This is a genomic window from Brevundimonas sp. AC546 (assembly GCF_979258305.1).
In genome coordinates this window covers 2,277,261-2,295,028 of sequence record NZ_OZ409849.1, presented here as the reverse complement: position 1 = coordinate 2,295,028, position 17,768 = coordinate 2,277,261, and the positions used below count along the sequence as shown (strand labels likewise).

The following is a 17,768-nucleotide window of genomic DNA, read 5'->3' as shown; positions in this document are numbered from 1 at the left end:
TCTTTCGCCCCCTCCTTTCAACGGGCGGGAAATCGTGGTCTCAAGGCGCGATCTCCTGATGCCGAAAGCCGCCATGACGACCCTTGCCGCCGAGCGCCGCCGAACCTTCCTGCGCGGCCTGATCGTCGCCGTTCTGGGCGGCGTCTTCCTGGCGATGACCGGGGCGTTCGGGACGGCGGGCGCGGCGTTCGGTCCACGGCTGGCCTATTGGGTCGTGGTCATGGTGCTGGGCGGGATGTGGGGTCATCTGTGCAGCGCTTTTGTCAGCCGTTTTCTGGATATAGACGAGCGGCCGTGGCTGACCATCGCGGTCATGGTGGTGATGATCACCGGGCCGGCGTGCATCCTCGTCTGGGCCGCGACGGGTCTGTTCTTCGCCCAGCGCCTGTACCCGTTGGCGGTGCTGCCTCAGGTGGTCGTGCCGGTCGTGGTGGTGACGGCGGCGGTGACGACGCTGAACGTCTTCCTGGGGCGCGCTCGGCCGGTCCAGACCCATGCGGCTCCGACCGAGACGACGGCCCGGCCCGTGCGGTTTCTCGAACGCCTGCCGATGAAGCTGAAGGGCGCGACCCTGCGCGCGGTCCAGGCCGAGGACCATTATCTGCGCATCCACACCGACCGGGGATCGGACCTGATCCTGATGCGGCTGTCGGATGCAGTGGAGGAGTTGGAGGGGCTGGAAGGCGCCCAGACGCACCGCAGCTGGTGGGTGGCGCGCGACGCGGTGCGGGGTGTCGAGCGCGGCGACGGGCGGGCGACCCTGACCCTGGACGGCGGCCTGTCGGCGCCGGTCAGCCGCCGCTACGCCCGGATGCTGCGCGACGCCGAATGGTGGTAACTGATCAGGGCGCGGGCTGGGCCGTCAGCATTGACGCCGGGGCCGCGCAGCCGGTCAGGGTGTCGTCGCCGATCTCGACCTTGGCCGTCAGCGGATAGGTGCGGTCGCTCATGCCGTCCGAGCATTCGGTGGCGATCAGGACGACGTTCAGAGCCTGGTTCAGGTCGGTGGAGCTGGCGAAGGTGGCGACCGTGCCCTGAACCGTCGCGCCGCGATTGGGCGCGCGCTGGGCCGGCTGATCGACGCGGGTGTAGATCAGGGCGTCGGGCGTGATCTCCACGCCCCAGAAGGGCTCGGTGCCCAGAGCGCGCACCGGCTTGCCCAGATCGACGCCGCCCAGGGTGACGGCCGTCTCGGGCGCATCGGCGGCCTTGGGCGCATTGGCCTCGCGGTCGTAACAGCCGGCCAGGGCGGCGCCGGCCAACAGAACGGGCAATATGAAACGCATGGACGGCCTCCCTTTCCTCCCTGCGCAGGTGTGGTCGCGTGCGGCCTCGGTCAAGGGCGGGGCCTGGGTTATGCTGGCGGGATGTCGATTCGCCCCAGCGCATACGAGTTCTTCGCCGGGGGCGGTCTGGCGGGTCTGGGCCTGTCGGGCGCCGGCATAGACACCGTCTTCGCCAACGACATGGATGCGGCCAAGACCCGCGCCTTCACAGCCAATCATCCGCAGACGCCGTTTCGCCAGGGAGATGTCTGGGGCCTGACGGTCGAGGATTTGCCGGGAGCGCCCGACATGGCCTGGGCCTCCTCGCCCTGTCAGGACGTCAGTCTGGCCGGCGCGCGGGGCGGGCTGGAGGCCGGGCGGTCGGGCGCCTTCTGGGGGTTCTGGCGGTTGATGCAGGGGCTGGCGGCCGAGGGGCGCGGCCCGCGCGTGATCGTGCTGGAGAATGTGATCGGCCTGCTGACGTCCGGTCACGGACGGGACTTCGCGGCCGTGTGCTCGGCAATGGTCCAGGCGGGATATACGGTCGGGGCGCTGGAGATAGATGCGGCCCATTGGTTGCCCCAGTCGCGGCCGCGCCTGTTCGTGGTCGCTATTCGGGGCGATGCGCCTAGCGCGCCGGAGCCTCTAGCACCCTTTCATTCGCCGCGCCTGATCGCCGCTCATGCTCGCCTGCCCGAGGCGGTGAAGGTCGCCTGGGCCTGGTGGTCCCTGCCCGCGCCGGCCCAGCGCAATCTGGATCTGGCCGTCGTGCTGGAGCCGGACGACGCCGTGAAATGGCTGGAGGATGCGGACGCCATCCTAGCCCTGGCCGGACCGCTGCACCGCGCGCGGATCGCGGCGGCCGTGGCCTCGGGCCGGCGCTGCGTCGGGGCCGCCTATCGTCGGGTGCGGACCGAGGACGGCCATAAGGTCCAGCGGTTGGAGATCCGGTTCGACGGCCTGGCCGGATGTCTGAGGACGCCGGCCGGCGGATCGTCGCGACAATATGTGGTGGTGTGCGATCAGGGCCGGGCGCGGGTGCGACGCCTGACGGGGCGTGAGGCGGCGCGGCTGATGGGGGTGGGCGAGGACTATCGCCTGCCGTCCAGCGAGAGCGCGGCGCTGAAGCTGATGGGCGACGCCGTCGCCGTGCCTGTGGTCAGGGCGTTGGCGGAGGGGCTGCTGCTGCCCGCGCTGTCGGATCGGCGCGCGGCGGCCTGATCCGGCGAGGCGGTTGAGGGCGGAATTGCACTGCAACGGAGAAACAGTGCAATGGGTGCAATCTTTCCTCAGAGCATTGTTGTCGTTGATATAAAATTCAGCCTCAAATTATACCCGTGCAACAAGGTGCAATTTACTCGGCGAAGTTGGACTCCGAAAAAACAGTCCAACGAGTCCAAGAGTCCAAGTCGTGGGCATGGCGATGTCAAAGACCGGGCAGGCATCATAACCCGGTCTGACGTGGCGCTAAGGAAGATGACGATCCGGCAGTCTAGCGGCCTGAAAACGCGTCTTTTCTTCTTGCGCAACAGGATGGGTAGGCAGCCCGCAAGGGTTTGAGGCCGCGCAACCCGACCCCGCAGTTCTTGCCTGACCCCCCCCGTGGGCCCTCGGGACGCGCCCGAGGGTGACGGTCTTTTAGTTTAGCGCTGGACCCACTGGCCTTGCGCGTTGCGATACCATTGGCCCGAGGAGATGCGGGGCAGGAGCTGGGATTCGAACATCCGGGCGCCGGCGACATCGGCCGAGGTGCCGGCGTCGGTCGCGCTGCGGGCGTAGGCGGCGCGGCGGCCGGCGTTGGTGGCGTCGACGGCGGCGCGCAGGCCGGCGTCCGAGGTCGGGGTACGGAAGCCCAGGAAGCCGTCGGCCTGTTCGCCGACCGTGCCGGCGGCCTTGGCCTGATCGATCTGGGCCTTTTGAGCGCCGGTCTGGGCGATGGCGGCCCCGGCGACACCCATGGCGGCGACGGCGGCGCCGATGACGAAGAGTTTGCGGAAGGTCATGTCAGCCTGTCCCTTTCAGAAGAGAAGCGGGAAATCAGAAGAGGTTGGGGTTTTGCTGGAGCAGCGTCTGCAGCTCCTGGTCCAGGCGGACGCGCACGTCGGCGTCCAGCTTGGCGTAGATCTGGATCGGCGCGACCTCAAGACGGATGGTCGGGGCGCAGGCCGCGAGGGCGACGACGACCGCTCCAACGAAGGCGACGGGGCCGAGGCCGGCCAGTTGGCGCTTGTGGATCATGACGTGGGCTCCGGTTCGGCCGAGAATGATGCGTCTAATAGCACGTCCCCAAGTGAACGCGCGCTGAATGGTGAAGTTCAATCGACGGGGGCCGGTGTTGGCGTCGTCGTCGGGTCCGGCTCCTGCTGACCCTGGCGAGCGCGATTGACCGCCAGCAGGTCCGAGATCAGCTGGTTGGCGTTCAGGGTCGTATCCAGCGTCAGGTCGATCTGGGTGTTCGACGGCAGGGGCAATTTGCGGTTCAGGAACTCGCGGCTGATCAGCTCGGTCAGGGTCAGGCGCAGCTCCTGCCTTTGCGGCGGGTCGTGGCGGCCGCGAATATGGAACAACACCGAGACCCGGCCGCCGTCCATACTGTTCACGTCGGCGCTGAGCATGTCGAAGGACAGGTTCTCCATCGCCTGATAGGCCAGATCCTCGACCATGCCGGAGGGTAGTTCCTCGCCGCCGCCGCCCGCATTGACGTCGGTCAGGACCTCGCGCTTGATCGACAACCGGCCCGGCTGGACCGCGCCCAGGGTTCCGGCGGTGATCTTGAGGCCCGTCTTGGGGTCCATGATGAAGGGCAGACGGCCCGAGACCACGGCGTCCAGCAGAACCTTGTCGTCGAAGCCGGTGTCGGCGACGATATCGCCCAGTTGCACCCGGTCCAGCACGATGACGCCGCTGTAGGGCTGAGTCGCGTCCAGCGGGACGGTGAAGGGCTCGACCGAGACGGTTCCGCCGCCGGCCGCGACCTGGGCGCCGTCGATCAGGACGCCCGCCTCGTTGACCGAGAAGGTCACGTCCAGGGCAGTGACCGCCGTCCCGACCGCCAGGCTGTCGGCCGTCAGCTTTTGGTTCGGGGCGGTGATCAGAGGGGTCAGGCTGCTGAAGACCACGTCGCCGCGCAGGCCCTTGACCGCGCCGGCCGGGCTGACGAAATCCAGGCCCGGCGTGACCAGATGCCCACTGGAGGTGGGCTCGGCGTCCTTGGTCCAGTCGAACCGGCCGTCGAAGCTGACTGAACCGTTGACCGGCGACGCGAGGAAGTCGGCGGCCAGGGGGCTGAGCATCTCCGGCTGAAGCCCGTGCTCGGCGAAGGTCACATTGGGGGCCGTAATGACGATGCCGCCAGAACCCGTGCGGCCGTCGTGCGCCAAGGTCAGGCGGCCAAGGTTGTAGGTCGCCGCCTCGCCCGTGCCCTTCAGGTCGAAGGCGCCGCTCCAGCGTTCATTGGCTAGGGTCGCTTGACCGGTCGCGGCCAGGGGTTCGAACCGCGCAGGCGTCAGGGCGTCGATGGCCTTGGCGGCTGTGACGTTCGCCGTCAGGCCGACGCCCGCCTTGGTCCCATCGACCGTCACTCGGCCAGACGCATCGGCGAACCGCATGCCCAGGAAGGGGGCCTGGGCCGAGACCTGATTGAAGGCGCCGACGACGCGCCAGACGCCGTCCTTGGACGTCAGCAGCGGCCCGCCTTGGGGGCACAGCTTGCCGGCGACCTGATGCACGTCGTTCTCGTCCAGTTCCAGCCGCTCGACCGTCAGGTCCACGCAGTCCGGGGTCGCATAGGTGAGCCGCCCGTCGGTCATGGCCAGGACGCCGCGCGTCCGGGCGTCGATGCCGCGCGCCAGGTCGAAATCCAGACGGGCGCGGCCGTCCAGCGTCGCCTCGAACCCAGTCTCGGTCAGGCGCCAGTTGGGCACGGCGACGGTCATCTCCGGCAGGCCCGTGCCGCGTGTGGCGATGACGGTCAGCGCGCCGCCGCCCAGGCGGCCGGCCTCGGCCTGATAGGCGCCCTCGCCCGCTTGAGCCACGGTCAGGACGCCGCCGTTGGCCGGGGTCAGGGTCACGGGGCGCACCAGGGCGACCGTCGTTCCGGCCGTGCCGGTCGCGAACCGGATGGCGGGGGCGTTCAGGGCGAAGCTGCCCAGCGCGCGTTTCATTTCGGCCAGTTCGGCGATGTCGTCGGGACCGACCGGGCCGAACAGGGGCCAGGCTCCATCGGCCGCTCGCAACGAGCCATCGGCGCCGATCTGGATCACGCCGTCGCTGACGACATCCAGGTTCAGGTCGGCGCGGCCGCGCTTCAATGCCAGGTCGCCGAAACCGAACCGGTCGAAGGTCGCGCTGACCGGGCCGGTCGCCTCGAAGGCCGCATCCTTGCCGCCGAACGTCAGGGCGCGCGAGGTCAGCGACAGGCGGTTGATCGTCGTCTGGCCCATCCGGCCTGAGGCGGCCGTCAGGGACAGGGGCGCCTGCACGCTCCAGCGCAAGGCGTCGTCGCGCGAGACGGTCAGCTTGGCCTTCGTCGCCGTCGCAACGACATCGATGATGCGCAGGTCCGCACCCTGGACCGCCGCCGCCTTCAACGCGGTCGTCGTCGCGCCTTCGAGGCGGAAGGTCTCGATCCAGCCGGAGACGACGCCGTCAAACCGGGCCGTGACATCGGCGCTGCGCGCGCCAAAGTTTTCGGTTCCCAGGCTCGCGCCGGTCAGGCGGGCGTCCAGAACCACCCGGCCGTCGCCGCGTCGGGTCTTCAGATCGGGATAGGGCAGGTCGCCGGTCAGGGTCAGATTCGCCCCCCGCCCCTGAAGCGATCCTTGGGCCGCAGGCGTCGTGAAGGCGTCGGCCGCCGCCAGCAGCCGCAGCGCCACCCGGTCGCCCGTGGTGGTCAGGTCCAGCGTCGCGGACAGGCCCCGGGCCTCGACCGCGCCACTCTTCAGCGCCGCCGTGGGCAGGCGCGCCGCCAGCCGCATCAGCTTGCCGTCGTCGATGCGGGCGTCGGCCAGGATCTCGACCGGCCCATATTCGGTGTCCAGCCGCCCGCGCCCGCCCTCGATGATGACCAGAGGACTGCGCTGGTCCGGGCGTGGCGGGCCGCCGGTGAACTCCTTGACCAGCGGGTCCAGCGATCCGAGCGACAGTTTCCCGCCCTTCCAGCTGGCGCGGACCACCGGCCGAACCAGGCGGATGCGGCTGGGCGTGACGCCAAGGCCCGTTTTGGACCACGGCAGGGCGACAGCGTAATCGACCTCGGCCCGCTCGACCACCACATCGGGATTTCTGGGATCGCCGATGCGAATGCGGCCGACGAAGCCGTCGATCTCGACCCGCTCGACCTCGACATCGGCCTGGATGCCACGCTGATCCAGCCAGCCGACCAAGACGTCACGCGCCACCGCCCGCCGGTTGAGATAGAGGACGGCCGCCGCCACGCCGAGCAGCAGCGCTAGGATCAGCCCCCCAACGGCGACAGCGCGCAGGACGCGGCGACGCGGCTTTGCCTTGGGCGACTTGCCCTCGGGCATTGGTGCGGAGATCTGAGCGGGGGTGTCGGTCAAGCGGATCGATCGCGTGATTGAAACAGGTCGCCGACCACCTTCGTCATCCTGATCCCGAGCACAAGATCAAAGCGTCACAGGCGGCGTTCGACGGCGCGTTCATTGGCGGCGAAGCTAGGCGATAAAGGGGCGCGAGGAACTGGGCTCGTCCACAACGAACAATCCATCCTGATTCGGACGTTAACCGTTTGTAACGGTCTGTCTTCCCAAAGTGAGACAGGCAAGGTATAGCACCGCCCTCGCGCCATGGGCGATCGGCGCGAACTTCGAGAACGAGTAACGCTTTGGCGCCGCAGGCGTCGCAATACGACGGGGACCGATGGCTCAGTTCGACCCACGCCGCCAGCCGACACGGCTCGCGCCGCACATGCTGACTGCGGTCGCCGCAATCTCGGTGGCGATGCTCGCCGGTAGAGCCTATCAACCCGCTCAGGCCGAAGAAGTTCCGGCGCTGACCTCGGCCCAGATGGCCGCTATGGAAGCCAAGGCCTTCGCCTCCGCCAACGCCCCCGCCGGCATGACCGCGCCCGAGGCCGTCAACGTCCAGATCCGCCGCGGCGAAACCTTCGAGCAGGCCGTCGCCCGCACCGGCGTCGCGCCGGAAGAAGCCAGCGCCGTCGCCGCCACCGTCGCCAACGCCTTCGACCTCGCCGACCTGCGCGCCGGCCTGAAATTCGAGACCGCCATCGCCAAGCCGCGCGACGGCCGTGGCGACGCCCGCCTGATCGGCCTGACCATGCGCACCGGCCCGGCGTCCCAGCTGACCGTATCGCGCAGCTTCGACGGCGCCCTGCGCCTGCGTTCGCTGGAAGAAAAAGTCACCCACGAGACCGTGGTGCTGAAGGGCGACGTCGAGCGGTCGCTGTCCGCCAGCGCCCGCGAACTGGGCGCCACCGCCTCCATCGTCCGTTCCGCCAGCCGCCTGTTCGCCACCAAGTTCGACATGCAGCGCGACATCCGCGCCACCGACGAGTTCACCATGGTCTTCGACCGTGAAGTGACCGAGGCCGGCCGCACCGTGGACGTGGGCGACCTGATGTACGCCGAACTGCGCGGCGTCACCTTCTATCGCTTCAAGCCGGCCGGAGCGAAGGACGCCCAATTCTTCGACGCCAACGGCAAGAACCTGCGCTCGGCCATGATGCGCACCCCGCTGCAGAGCTTCCGGCGGGTGTCGTCCAGCTTCGGTTTCCGCACCCACCCGATCTCGGGCTACAAGAAGATGCACCAGGGCATCGACTTCGCCGCCGGCACCGGCACGCCGGTCGTGGCCCCCGCCGACGGCGTGGTGGTCGAGGCCCGCCGCTGGGGCGGCTATGGCAACTGGCTGCGCATCCGTCACAACAACGGCCTCGAAAGCGGCTACGGTCACCTGTCGCGCTATGGCTCGGGCATTCGCGCCGGCCAGCGGGTCAGCCAGGGTCAAATCGTCGCCTATGTCGGCTCGACCGGCGCCTCGACGGGCCCTCACCTGCACTATGAGCTGTGGCGCGGCGGACGGCGGATCAATCCCGCTGGCGTGCGCACCCAGGAAGGCACGGAACTGGCCGGCGCCGACCTGACCGCCTTCCGTGCCGAAAAGACCCGCATCGACCGCATCATCGCCTCGGGCGGTCAGAAACGCCCGTCGATGCAGCAAGCTTCGGCCGAAGGGCTGCGTCCCGCGCGCGGCTGATCCGCGCCAGAGAGCTCACCCGACCAGTTTGACCGTCGAACGCCCCTGGGCGGGGCAGGACAGGCCGTGCACCACCACGTCGGCCTCGCCTAGTTTCAGACCCAGCACGTCCAGCACCGGGTTCAACACCCCGTCCAGAACCGGCCCGAGCGGCGCGAGCAACTGGCCCAGGGCGCGGGTCAGACCGCCCAAATCGAGCCCGTTCACCGTCACGTCCAGTCTGGCCAGCAGGCTTGAGACCAGCCCGCTGGCGAAACTGCGCGAGGCCATGGTCTTGACCCGCTGCGCCTCGATATCCGCCGCGTCGAACTTCAGCGGCCTGAAACCCGTATCGGCCGCCTCAACATCCGCCTTGCCGGTGAGGGTGACCAGCCCCAGCACAGAAAGCAGGGTCGCCGGGCGGGGCGCCAGCGCCGTCTTGAAGTCCTCCAGCTTCGTCTCGTCCACGACGCCGATGGAGGCGCGCGCCAGCCCCGGCCGCACATCGACCTCGACCGACCGTGCGGGATCGCAGGACAGGGATTTCAGCCGCGCCTCGGACGCCGCCAGCTCGACCAGGATCGGCAGTTCGACCCGCGCCAGACCTGACAGGGCCTGGGCCGTCCTGGCCCGAACATAGAGCCGCGCCTGGGCCGTGCGAATGATCGGCTGGCCGCTCGCCGTCACCGTCAGCCAGGGCGAGCGGTTGGGTCGCTCGCCGATCGCCAGACTGACCTTCAGATCGGCCAGGCCGGCGGGCACGCCCAGGTTCAACGCGATCTGACGGTCCCCGCCCCCCGCCTCCAGCATGGCCATGACCAGATCCATCGCCGAGACCGACGCGTTCAGTCCCTCGCGGATGCCCTGAGGCGCCTGGGCCTCTATGCCGATCACGTCGCCCAGCTTCACCTTGGTCCCGACCGAGGCCGAGGCCAGCTTGCCCAGGGCGCCGCCGTCGGCGCCCCCCGCCAGCCGTTCGAGAACCTTCAGCGCCCGCCCCGCATCGACCTCGGTCGCCAGCAGCCGGTCATAGTCGCCGATCTCAACACCCAGGTCCGTCGCCAGCGCATCGGTGAACCCCAACAGATTGACGTCTAGGTCCACTAGCCGCCGGTAATCCATGACGCTGAGCGAGACCTGGGAGCCCGTCAGGCCGCCCAGCACCTGATTGACCACGCCGCCGTCCAGCCGCGCCAGACGCGAGCCGATGGAGAACATGGCCTTGGGCGGCGTTCCCGACACGGACGCGGTCGCGCGACGCCTCACCCGCATCTCGGTCTCGCCCAGCAACAACCGGCTGAAGAACAGCGGCGCACGGCTGGTCACCTCGACCCGAACGGCGTTGGGCGTCTCGCCGCCCGAGGTGAAGCGCTGATCGCTCGCCTTGGCGGGGTCTGGTCTGTAGACGCCGATGGTCGTCGCGACCGTCACCGTGACATCGGGCGCCACGTTGGCCTGGACCGTCGCACTGGCCGCGCGACGCACGACAGCGTCGCCGTGCTTGAGGTTCTGCGCCGCCGAAAGGGCGGCGAGATCGGCGGCGCCCTGGACGCGGCGCGTGTGCAGCACCAGAACGCCAAGGTCGATCGCCGCCGCCGTGACGATGCACAGAACCGCGCCCGCCACCGCCGCGATCACCGCGACCGCGCCGCGTCGATCGGCGCCGAACCGGCTGAGGCGGCCGATCATTCGTAGTCGCCCACATGAACCACCGACGATCGACGGATGACCGCCGGCGGCCGAGGCAGCATGCCGCCCAGCAGCATGATGGGGCTGTCGCTGGCGTCGTAGACCACCACCACCCGCAATCGCCCGTCGTCCTCGGCGACCTGGATCGTCGTCCGGTCAGGGTTCAACGCCACGCCCCTGACCGCCTCGGTCACTTCTCGCCGCGCCAGGCCGTCGCGTTCGGCCACATCCAGCCCCCCGACCGCCGCCCGCGCGCCCTCCGACGCCAGGGCCTGAACCGACTGCGCCATCATGAACCAGCCGCCATAGACGACGATGCCGAGCAGCAGCAGGATCAGGATCGGCCCGACCAGCGCAAACTCCACCGCCGCCACGCCTTCGCGCCGGCATCGGGTCCTTCGAGGAATGGGCCAAAGCGTCCGCATGCCAACCTCACAATTACTCGCAGAAGTTGTAGCTGGGCGCGGTTAAGGGATCGTGTGGCCGCGAAGCCGACCTCGCGACACACCGCAAACACGTAAAACCGCCACGCGCCGACGGCTCGCCCAGTTATTTCGTCTTGGCTGTAATAACTGGCCTTGGAGTGGGTTTGTCCCTCAATGAGTTCCAAAGCTTACAGTGACGGTGTTCCCGTGGCTGATCATAGCCGCCCCTTCGGCTTGGCGCGATCAATGAAGGTCTCGCGATCCCGGCAAAATATCCGCGCATTACGGGGATGGGTACGAATGGGTCCACCGGCCTTCGTCGCGCCATTTTGATACACCCACGCTTGTCGACCCGGGTGAGTCCGCCTTTCGAGCGCGCAGTTCGGGGGAACGCACGAGATTTTTTGTCGAATCACGGTCGTCGATCAGAATCTAGTTAAGGAAGTATTAATTTCACTTGCCTTTTAGCGCCGTCGCGGATCAAAGGTGTCCCAAATTGGCATGGCCCAGCTTTTGTAAGGGTGTGACCGATCAAGGCGCCGGAGAGGCGTCGGGGGCAGGGGTTGGGGATGGCGTTCGTACGCTTCGGCAAATACGCGGCCTTTGGGGCCGCCGCAGCGATCTGCCTGTTCGCAGGAAGCGTGCAAGCGCAGGCTGCTGACGGGGTCGATATTGCGGTGACGGCGACCGTGGCCGAACGCTGCGGTTTCACGCCGGGCGCCGCCGCCATCCTGGATGTCGCTACCGATCTAGAAGATGCTCACAGCCAGGACCTTGCGCTTCGCATCGACTGCAACACCCCCTTCACGATTTCGGCCCGGGCGGGTGCGGGTCGCCTCGTCAATCAGTCCGCGTCAGACGATCAGTCGGGCTACGCTTTCGACAAGACCTATGGACTGAGCGTCAAAATCGATACCGACGCGGGTCAGGTCCAGAGCGGCCGCTGCCTGTCTACCGAGCTTCGCGACGGCGGCGACTGCATCCTGGCTCAACCGAACGGATTGGGCTCGGGCGATGGTGTCGCCATCGGTCGCGAGGCGGTCCTGACCGTCGATTGGCCGTCTCAGACGACCTTGGGTCGCCGCCTGGCCGCAGGCCAGTACAGCGACACCGTCACACTCACCATCGGCGCGCGCGCATGACGACGCAGAGCCGACAACACAGAATTCGCGGAGGCGTTTCGGCGTCGCCCGAAGCCCCGAGGCAGAGCATTTCGCCTTCCTCGATCACAACGCCGGTCAAGGCCGGTCCATTCTTTCAAGGAACGTAAAATGAACCGTACCGTTTTCGTGGCCGTTTCGGCCGCCGCCCTGATGATCGCCGGCGCCGCTTCGGCCCAAGACTCGCAATCCGTCGCCATCAACGCTTCGGTCGCTCCGAAGTGCGGCGTCTCGGCCCAGCAAACCACCGTGACGCTGGGTCAAGACCTGACCGATTCGGACGCCAAGGTCCGCTCGGGCGTGACGACGGAAATCGCGAACGCCCTGAACGGCGCGCGCATCGTCGCCTTCTGCAACGGCGTAAACAACAGCGTTGAAGTCAAGCGCGCCGTCCTGGCCCGTACCGGCTCGACCGGCTCCGGTCTGGCCGACGGCGGCTTCGCCCAGTTCATCCGCTACAACCTGGACGCCAGCCTCAACAACGTCGCGCTGGACTCCACCAGCACCAACGGCGCGTCGCCCGTTGCTTCGCGCTTCGGCGGCCACATCAGCCTGTCGGACTCGAACACTCACGTTCGCTTTGCTCAAGCATCCAACGACGGCGCCCCGGTCGCTTCGTCGAACGGTTCCACCCCGACTGCGATCAACTGGTCCTCGCTGACCGACCGTCGTCTGGCCGCCGGCACCTACACCGGCTCGGTCGAAGTGATCGTGACGCCGGGCGCCTAAGACCCGCCTGTTAATCCCGGCTTCACGTAGCCGGGATATTCGCCGGATCGGTCCAGCTTGACCGATCCGGCGTCTTCTTCAACCATTGCTATAGGGTTTCTCATGTTTGGCGGTGGTTTTCGGGCCTTGAAAGCTCTGGGTCTGGCGAGCGTTGCGCTCCTGGCGTCCGGGCTTCCGGTCACAGCGCTGAACGTCCAGCCCGTCGTGCTGGACCTGCTGACATCCGGTCGTCGAAGCTCCGCCGTGGTGACGCTGCAAAACACTTTCACGACGACGGTGCCGGTCGAACTGGTCGCGCGTCCCGTCGAACTGGTCGACGGCGAATTTCGCGAGACGGACCAGGAGAGCGAAGATCTGCTGATCTTCCCCGCCACCGCGACCGTCGAACCCGGCCAATCCCAGGCGTTCCGCGTCCAGTGGGTCGGCGACCCCGCTCCGACAGGCAGCCGCCATTACTACGTTTCCGTCGCGCAACTGCCGGTGCAGCTGCCGGAGAACGAAAACGCCATCCAGGTTCTCTACAATTTCAAGGTTCTGGTCAGCGTGGGCGCCAACGGCGCCTCTCCCGATCTGAAGGTCGCCTCGACGGCCATCGAAACAAGCGCCGACGGCAAGAGCCGCCCCGTGATTCAAGTCAGCAATACCGGCGCGACCTACGGCTATGTCGGCCGTGGACGCATGACCGTGACGCAGCGCGATCCCCAAGGCGACGTCGTCTTCCGCCAATCCTACGAGCCGGATGAAATCCAGCGTCTGATGGGACTGGGCCTGATTCCGTCGGGCGCGACACGCCGGCTACCCATCAATGTCGATTTGCCGCGCGCCGATGGCGCCGTCACCGTCGACATCGCCCCCGTCGAAGGGCGCTGACACGATGAAACTCCTGCCGTGGGTGATCGCTATCGCAGCCGCCGGCTGCGTCGTCCCGGCATGGGCGGACGGCATGGCCGAAGTGATCCAGACGGCGCCGCGTCCGCCGGAACGTCTGAACGCATCCGGACACGACATTCCGCTGGGCGGCCCGTTGCGGGACGGCGCCTTCGTGCTGGGCGAGGTCGATTACGTCCTGACGGCGGACGACCGCATCCTGATCGACATGGATACGCTTCTGCCGCTGGTGGAGCCGCGCCTGTCGACAATGGACGCCGCCCGCATCCGCGCCGCGACGGCCGGTGACGCCCGCGTCTCAACGGAGACCCTGGCGGCGCTGGGGCTGCCTTTGGCCTATGATCCGGCGACGTTCGGCCTGATCATGACGCTCGATCCGGCCCTGCGTCCCCGACAGTCCATCAGCATCGCGGGATCGAGCTATGCCGTGACGGGGCGTTTGGAAGAGCCAGCGCGGCTGGCCGGCTATGTCACAGCCTTCGTCTCGACCGATTACGTCCATCAGGGCCTGAGCGATAATACCGGATTTGACACGCCCACCATCCTGCTCGACAGCGCCATCCGCTATCGCGGCGTGGTGCTGGAGAACGAGGCGACCATCAACGATGGGTTCAGCCGCGACGGCACGCGACTGGTCTATGACGACATCGGACGCACGGCCCGCTACACGGCGGGCGACCTCAATCCGATCTCGCGCGGTTTCTCGGGCGCGACCTCGATGGCGGGTCTGTCGATGGTCCGTTCCTATGCAGAGTTGGAGCCTCAAAGAAACGTCCAGCCGCGCGGCCAGCGCACCTTCACCCTGGAACGCACCTCCACGGTGGAGACCTACATCAACGGCCGGTCGGTTCAGCAGACCCGCCTCGAGCCCGGCACTTACGACATTCGCGACTTCCCGTTCGCTCAGGGCGCCAACGACGTTCGCCTGGTGATCCGCGACGATGCGGGCCGCGAGACCGTCGTCAACTTCTCCCTCAACTTCGACCGCAGCCTGCTGGCGCGCGGCTTGGCTGAGTTCGGCGTCTTCGCCGGCGTCGAAAGCACGCCCGGCAACGATGGCCTGGACTATACCGACCAGGTGGGCGGGTCGGGCTTCTATCGGCGGGGCTTGACAGAATCTTTCACCGCCGGCGCCAACTTCCGCGTCAACAACGACGGCGGCGTCGTCGGGACCGAGGCCGTCTGGGCGTCGCCCATCGGCACGATCGGCGGCGACGTGGCCGCCTCCTCCATCAACGGCATCGGCGAAGGCTATGCCGTGAACGTCAGCTTCGAGCGCACCTTCGGCGACGGGTTCGGCGCGGTCCGCACCTTGACCGGAACCTTCCAGACCGTGAGCGAGGACTTCGCCACCCCAGGGACCCTGGCGGCTGACAACCGCTATGTCTGGGAAGCGGGCCTGACCTACGCCCACACCATCGGCGCGACCCAGTATGTCACAACGGACGCCTTCTACTCGGCCGGTCGAGCAAACGAACCGGACCAACGCACGTTGCGGGCGACCTACGGCTGGCGGGCCAGCCCCCGCCTCCAATGGAGCGTCGAGGGCGTCTACGAGGACCGTCGCAACGAAGAAGAATATGGCGTTCGCCTGGCCCTGATCTACCGCTTCAGCCCGTTCTCAAGCGGCACGGCGGAGGTGGATTCCCGTCGCGATCGCGCCCGCGTAGGCTATCAGACATCGCGTGGACGCGGCGTCCATTCCTGGAGCGCAGCGGCCAATATCGATCGTTCGGAATCGGCGACAGGCGTCAACGCCTCCTTCAACAGCGTGCTGAACCGCGTCGAGCTGGGCGCCAGCCATCAGACCTTCTTCGATTCCGACGGCGGTGAGATCACCGACCAGCGAACCTCGCTGCGCGCCGGCGCCTCCCTGGCCTTCGCCGACGGCGCCTTTGCGGTGTCGCGCCCGATCTACGACAGCTTCGCCCTGGTGCGGGCGCATCCGTCGCTGAACGGCGCCGTAGTCTACATTGACCCGCGGGACGAGTTCTTCTCGGCGCGCTCGGGCGTTCTGGGCGGCGCGGTCTCGCCGGAGCTCAGCGCCTATTCTCCGCGCGTCCTGACCTTCGATGCGCCAGAGGCGCCGCCAGGATACGACCTGGGCGCAGGTTCCGCCCAGGTGCTGCCGCCCTATCGGTCGGGCTATCTGATCACCGTCGGCTCCGACTATTTCGTGTCCGCCGTGGGTCAGCTGACGACGGCGACGGACCAGCCGCTGTCCCTCTGGGTAGGCCAGGCCATCGAACTGGCCCACCCGGATCACAAGCCGGTCCGCATGTTCACCAATGCGTCCGGGCGCTTCTCCGTCCAGGGCCTGCGCCCCGGCCGCTGGAGGATCGAAGCCTCTTCGTCCTCGCCCACCGTCTATTATCTCGACGTTCCTGCCGACGCCCAGGGATTGGTGCGTATCGGCGTCCTTCGCCCGGAGACACGCTGATGAAGAGGACTCTGATCGCCGCAGCCGCCCTAGCGACGTTCGCGACCGTGGCGGCGCCCCAGGCCGCGTCGGCCGGTTGCGCCGAGTTCCAGATCACCGGTCAGGATCTGTCGCTCGAGTACGACCCGTTCTCGCCCGCGCCCATCGAGCGCGCCTTCACCTTGAGGGTTCGCCGGGTGGACAGTTCGGCCACCGCAGTCCGTTTCCTGCTGGCGGACGTCGATTCTCCCGCGGGCGCGCCACGCATCGGCTCGGGCCCCGGCGGCTATGACATTCGCTGGAACCGCGATACGTCGCGGCAGGTCTTCGTGAGCGGCGCCGAACAACCCAACGCCACGAACGGCGCCTTGGTCCAGTTCGGAGACGGCCCGTCGGGCGACCTCGTGACCGAGACCATGAGGTTCAGCCTGCCGGCTGGCCAGGACGCGGCCTCGGGCGATTACTACGAACCCCTTGAAGCGCGCTTCGTCTGTTATTCCGGCGAGCAGATCGTGGGCTCGTCCGACTTCCAGCAGGGCGCAGGCCTGGCTGTCGATCTCAACGTGCCCGAGCGGATTTCGACATATGTGGGCGCAGCCGGCGTTCGACGCGGAGAGATCGCTTTCGGCGCGCTGGACCCGGCAGGAGGCGCGGTGACACGCGACCTGGTGGTCACGACCCAATCCACCGTGCCCTACGACATCGACGTCGCCGCGCGCTGGGGACGCCTGCAACGCCGCGAGGGCGATCCGTACGGATTGAAGTATGGAATGCGGCTGTCGGGCGTGACAGTGGAACGTGGATCCAAACTGAGCTGCACACGGACGCCCGCGCCTGCAGGCCGCGCCCATCCGTTCCAGGTCGAACTGGCCCAGGCCCAGGCGGCTGACATTCCGGCCGGCGCCTATTCGGACGTCGTGACCCTAACCTTCACCCCTCGTGCCGGCCTGTCGTCGCCGTCCCAGTGCACGCCCCTGCTATAAGGGTCGGCGATCAAGAGCGCGCTGTGACTTAGATTTGGGCAAGGGTCAGAAGATCATGCCCTTGGGCTGAGCTTCGATATTGATCGGCACCGCCAGGGTGTTGTCGGCGACCAGCAGCGTCAGATTGCGATCGCGATAATCCGCGTGATTGCTGTCGACGATGACAGTGCGGGTCGAGTCCGACGAGATTTCGATACGCTCGCCATCGACCATCACGGCCGCGTCCTCCAGACCCGCCGGATGCAGCAGCACGAGGCGATAGCCATCGACGTTGTTGCAAAGCTCGGTCAGCCGGCCGAGGTCTCGCTCGCCATTCTCTGCGACCTGCGACGACCCGCCCTCCAGCGACACGCGACACACCGTAGCGACGCGGCCCATGATGTTGATCACGGGTCCTGCCGCCGCAGGCTGGGCCATCAGCATCAGCGCGACAACAGACATCGCCACGCCCTTGGCTCGTTTCGTATTCATCGGATCAATCCCTCGATCTACGAGACCGACGATAGACGACGAGATTCAAGGGTGGATTAAGCGGGATGGTGAAAATGCGTTAGCGTTGTTGCATGCACGAAAACAGCGCAGACTCGCTCTCACGATCTTTCATGCAAAGCCGACAAGCTCACAACCACGGCATTCCCGCAGTTTTTCAACGACGACTGGAAAAGGATGGCGCACCCGGAGCGATTCGAACGCCCGACCCCCAGATTCGTAGTCTGGTGGAAATACTCAAATTATCAGCGACTTGATTTCTGCCGATTGTAAAACCGAATACCTAGCGGCCTGTGAAGCCGTCGCCGTGACAGAAGCGCACACAATGGAGGTCTGGGGGTCGCCCCCAAACCCTCTGAGCATGAATATTGGTCGCTCAGCCCCCCTGGTCGAGCGGCGACCCTTGAGTATCTGGCGCTGTGATCGACCTCAAGGGTCGGTCAATTTGACTGCCTGATGGCGATGGACAGTGAAATCTGCTAGGCGGCGATGATGGCGTCCGTGAT

15 protein-coding genes are annotated in these 17,768 nt (G+C 67.3%); 8 read left to right on the top strand and 7 right to left on the bottom strand.

Features of this window, described 5'->3' with window-relative positions; all coding sequences use genetic code 11:
• Window positions 1–58 precede the first annotated feature (58 nt).
• Window positions 59–838, top strand: a complete 780-nt coding sequence (locus ACZZZD_RS11295) for a LytTR family DNA-binding domain-containing protein (protein ID WP_463435085.1) — start codon at window positions 59–61, stop codon at window positions 836–838.
• A 4-nt stretch (window positions 839–842) separates the two neighbouring features.
• On the opposite strand, the gene ACZZZD_RS11290 is transcribed toward ACZZZD_RS11295, so the two are convergent.
• Complete coding sequence (locus ACZZZD_RS11290) at window positions 843–1,286, bottom strand: COG3650 family protein (protein ID WP_463435083.1); 444 nt, start codon at window positions 1,284–1,286, stop codon at window positions 843–845.
• 81 nt (window positions 1,287–1,367) lie between these two features.
• Here ACZZZD_RS11290 and ACZZZD_RS11285 point away from each other — a divergent pair, with 81 nt between their 5' ends.
• Window positions 1,368–2,486 (top strand): DNA cytosine methyltransferase, encoded by a 1,119-nt coding sequence (locus ACZZZD_RS11285; protein ID WP_463435081.1) that lies wholly within the window; start codon window positions 1,368–1,370, stop codon window positions 2,484–2,486.
• 422 nt (window positions 2,487–2,908) lie between these two features.
• Here ACZZZD_RS11285 and ACZZZD_RS11280 read toward each other — a convergent pair whose 3' ends face one another.
• The 3 genes from ACZZZD_RS11280 to ACZZZD_RS11270 all read right to left on the bottom strand — a co-directional run bounded on the left by ACZZZD_RS11280 (window position 2,909) and on the right by ACZZZD_RS11270 (window position 6,826).
• Window positions 2,909–3,268, bottom strand: coding sequence for a YdbL family probable chaperone protein (locus ACZZZD_RS11280; protein WP_159847612.1), 360 nt, complete (start codon window positions 3,266–3,268; stop codon window positions 2,909–2,911).
• Between the two features lie 34 nt (window positions 3,269–3,302).
• Window positions 3,303–3,503: a YnbE family lipoprotein gene (locus ACZZZD_RS11275; RefSeq protein WP_463435079.1), complete on the bottom strand. Its 201-nt coding sequence runs from the start codon at window positions 3,501–3,503 to the stop codon at window positions 3,303–3,305.
• Window positions 3,504–3,580: 77 nt separating this feature from the next.
• Window positions 3,581–6,826, bottom strand: coding sequence for an intermembrane phospholipid transport protein YdbH family protein (locus ACZZZD_RS11270; RefSeq protein WP_463435077.1), 3,246 nt, complete (start codon window positions 6,824–6,826; stop codon window positions 3,581–3,583).
• A gap of 319 nt (window positions 6,827–7,145) precedes the next feature.
• On the opposite strand from ACZZZD_RS11270, the gene ACZZZD_RS11265 reads away from it, so the two are divergent.
• Window positions 7,146–8,501, top strand: a complete 1,356-nt coding sequence (locus tag ACZZZD_RS11265; protein ID WP_463435075.1) for a peptidoglycan DD-metalloendopeptidase family protein — start codon at window positions 7,146–7,148, stop codon at window positions 8,499–8,501.
• Window positions 8,502–8,516: 15 nt separating this feature from the next.
• Here ACZZZD_RS11265 and ACZZZD_RS11260 read toward each other — a convergent pair whose 3' ends face one another.
• Together ACZZZD_RS11260 and ACZZZD_RS11255 are read right to left on the bottom strand one after the other, a co-directional pair.
• Complete coding sequence (locus tag ACZZZD_RS11260) at window positions 8,517–10,169, bottom strand: TadG family pilus assembly protein (protein WP_463435073.1); 1,653 nt, start codon at window positions 10,167–10,169, stop codon at window positions 8,517–8,519.
• The gene (locus tag ACZZZD_RS11255; RefSeq protein ID WP_463435072.1) at window positions 10,166–10,534 is read right to left on the bottom strand and encodes a TadE/TadG family type IV pilus assembly protein; all 369 of its coding nucleotides are present in this window, start codon (window positions 10,532–10,534) and stop codon (window positions 10,166–10,168) included. The genes ACZZZD_RS11260 and ACZZZD_RS11255 overlap by 4 nt, the downstream gene beginning before the upstream one ends.
• Window positions 10,535–11,163: 629 nt before the next feature.
• On the opposite strand from ACZZZD_RS11255, the gene ACZZZD_RS11250 reads away from it, so the two are divergent.
• The 5 genes from ACZZZD_RS11250 (at window position 11,164) to ACZZZD_RS11230 (ending at window position 16,773) form a co-directional block, all read left to right on the top strand.
• Window positions 11,164–11,736 (top strand): hypothetical protein, encoded by a 573-nt coding sequence (locus tag ACZZZD_RS11250; protein WP_463435071.1) that lies wholly within the window; start codon window positions 11,164–11,166, stop codon window positions 11,734–11,736.
• Between the two features lie 129 nt (window positions 11,737–11,865).
• Window positions 11,866–12,483, top strand: coding sequence for a hypothetical protein (locus tag ACZZZD_RS11245; RefSeq protein WP_463435070.1), 618 nt, complete (start codon window positions 11,866–11,868; stop codon window positions 12,481–12,483).
• Between the two features lie 126 nt (window positions 12,484–12,609).
• Entirely contained in the window at window positions 12,610–13,353 is a 744-nt protein-coding gene (locus ACZZZD_RS11240) for a fimbrial biogenesis chaperone (protein WP_463435068.1), read from the top strand.
• 4 nt (window positions 13,354–13,357) lie between these two features.
• Window positions 13,358–15,811: a fimbria/pilus outer membrane usher protein gene (locus tag ACZZZD_RS11235; protein WP_463435067.1), complete on the top strand. Its 2,454-nt coding sequence runs from the start codon at window positions 13,358–13,360 to the stop codon at window positions 15,809–15,811.
• Window positions 15,811–16,773, top strand: a complete 963-nt coding sequence (locus ACZZZD_RS11230) for a hypothetical protein (protein WP_463435065.1) — start codon at window positions 15,811–15,813, stop codon at window positions 16,771–16,773. The genes ACZZZD_RS11235 and ACZZZD_RS11230 overlap by 1 nt, the downstream gene beginning before the upstream one ends.
• A 45-nt stretch (window positions 16,774–16,818) precedes the next feature.
• Here the strand turns inward: ACZZZD_RS11230 and ACZZZD_RS11225 are convergent, their stop codons facing one another.
• Window positions 16,819–17,244 (bottom strand): hypothetical protein, encoded by a 426-nt coding sequence (locus ACZZZD_RS11225; protein WP_463435063.1) that lies wholly within the window; start codon window positions 17,242–17,244, stop codon window positions 16,819–16,821.
• Window positions 17,245–17,768: the final 524 nt, after the last annotated feature.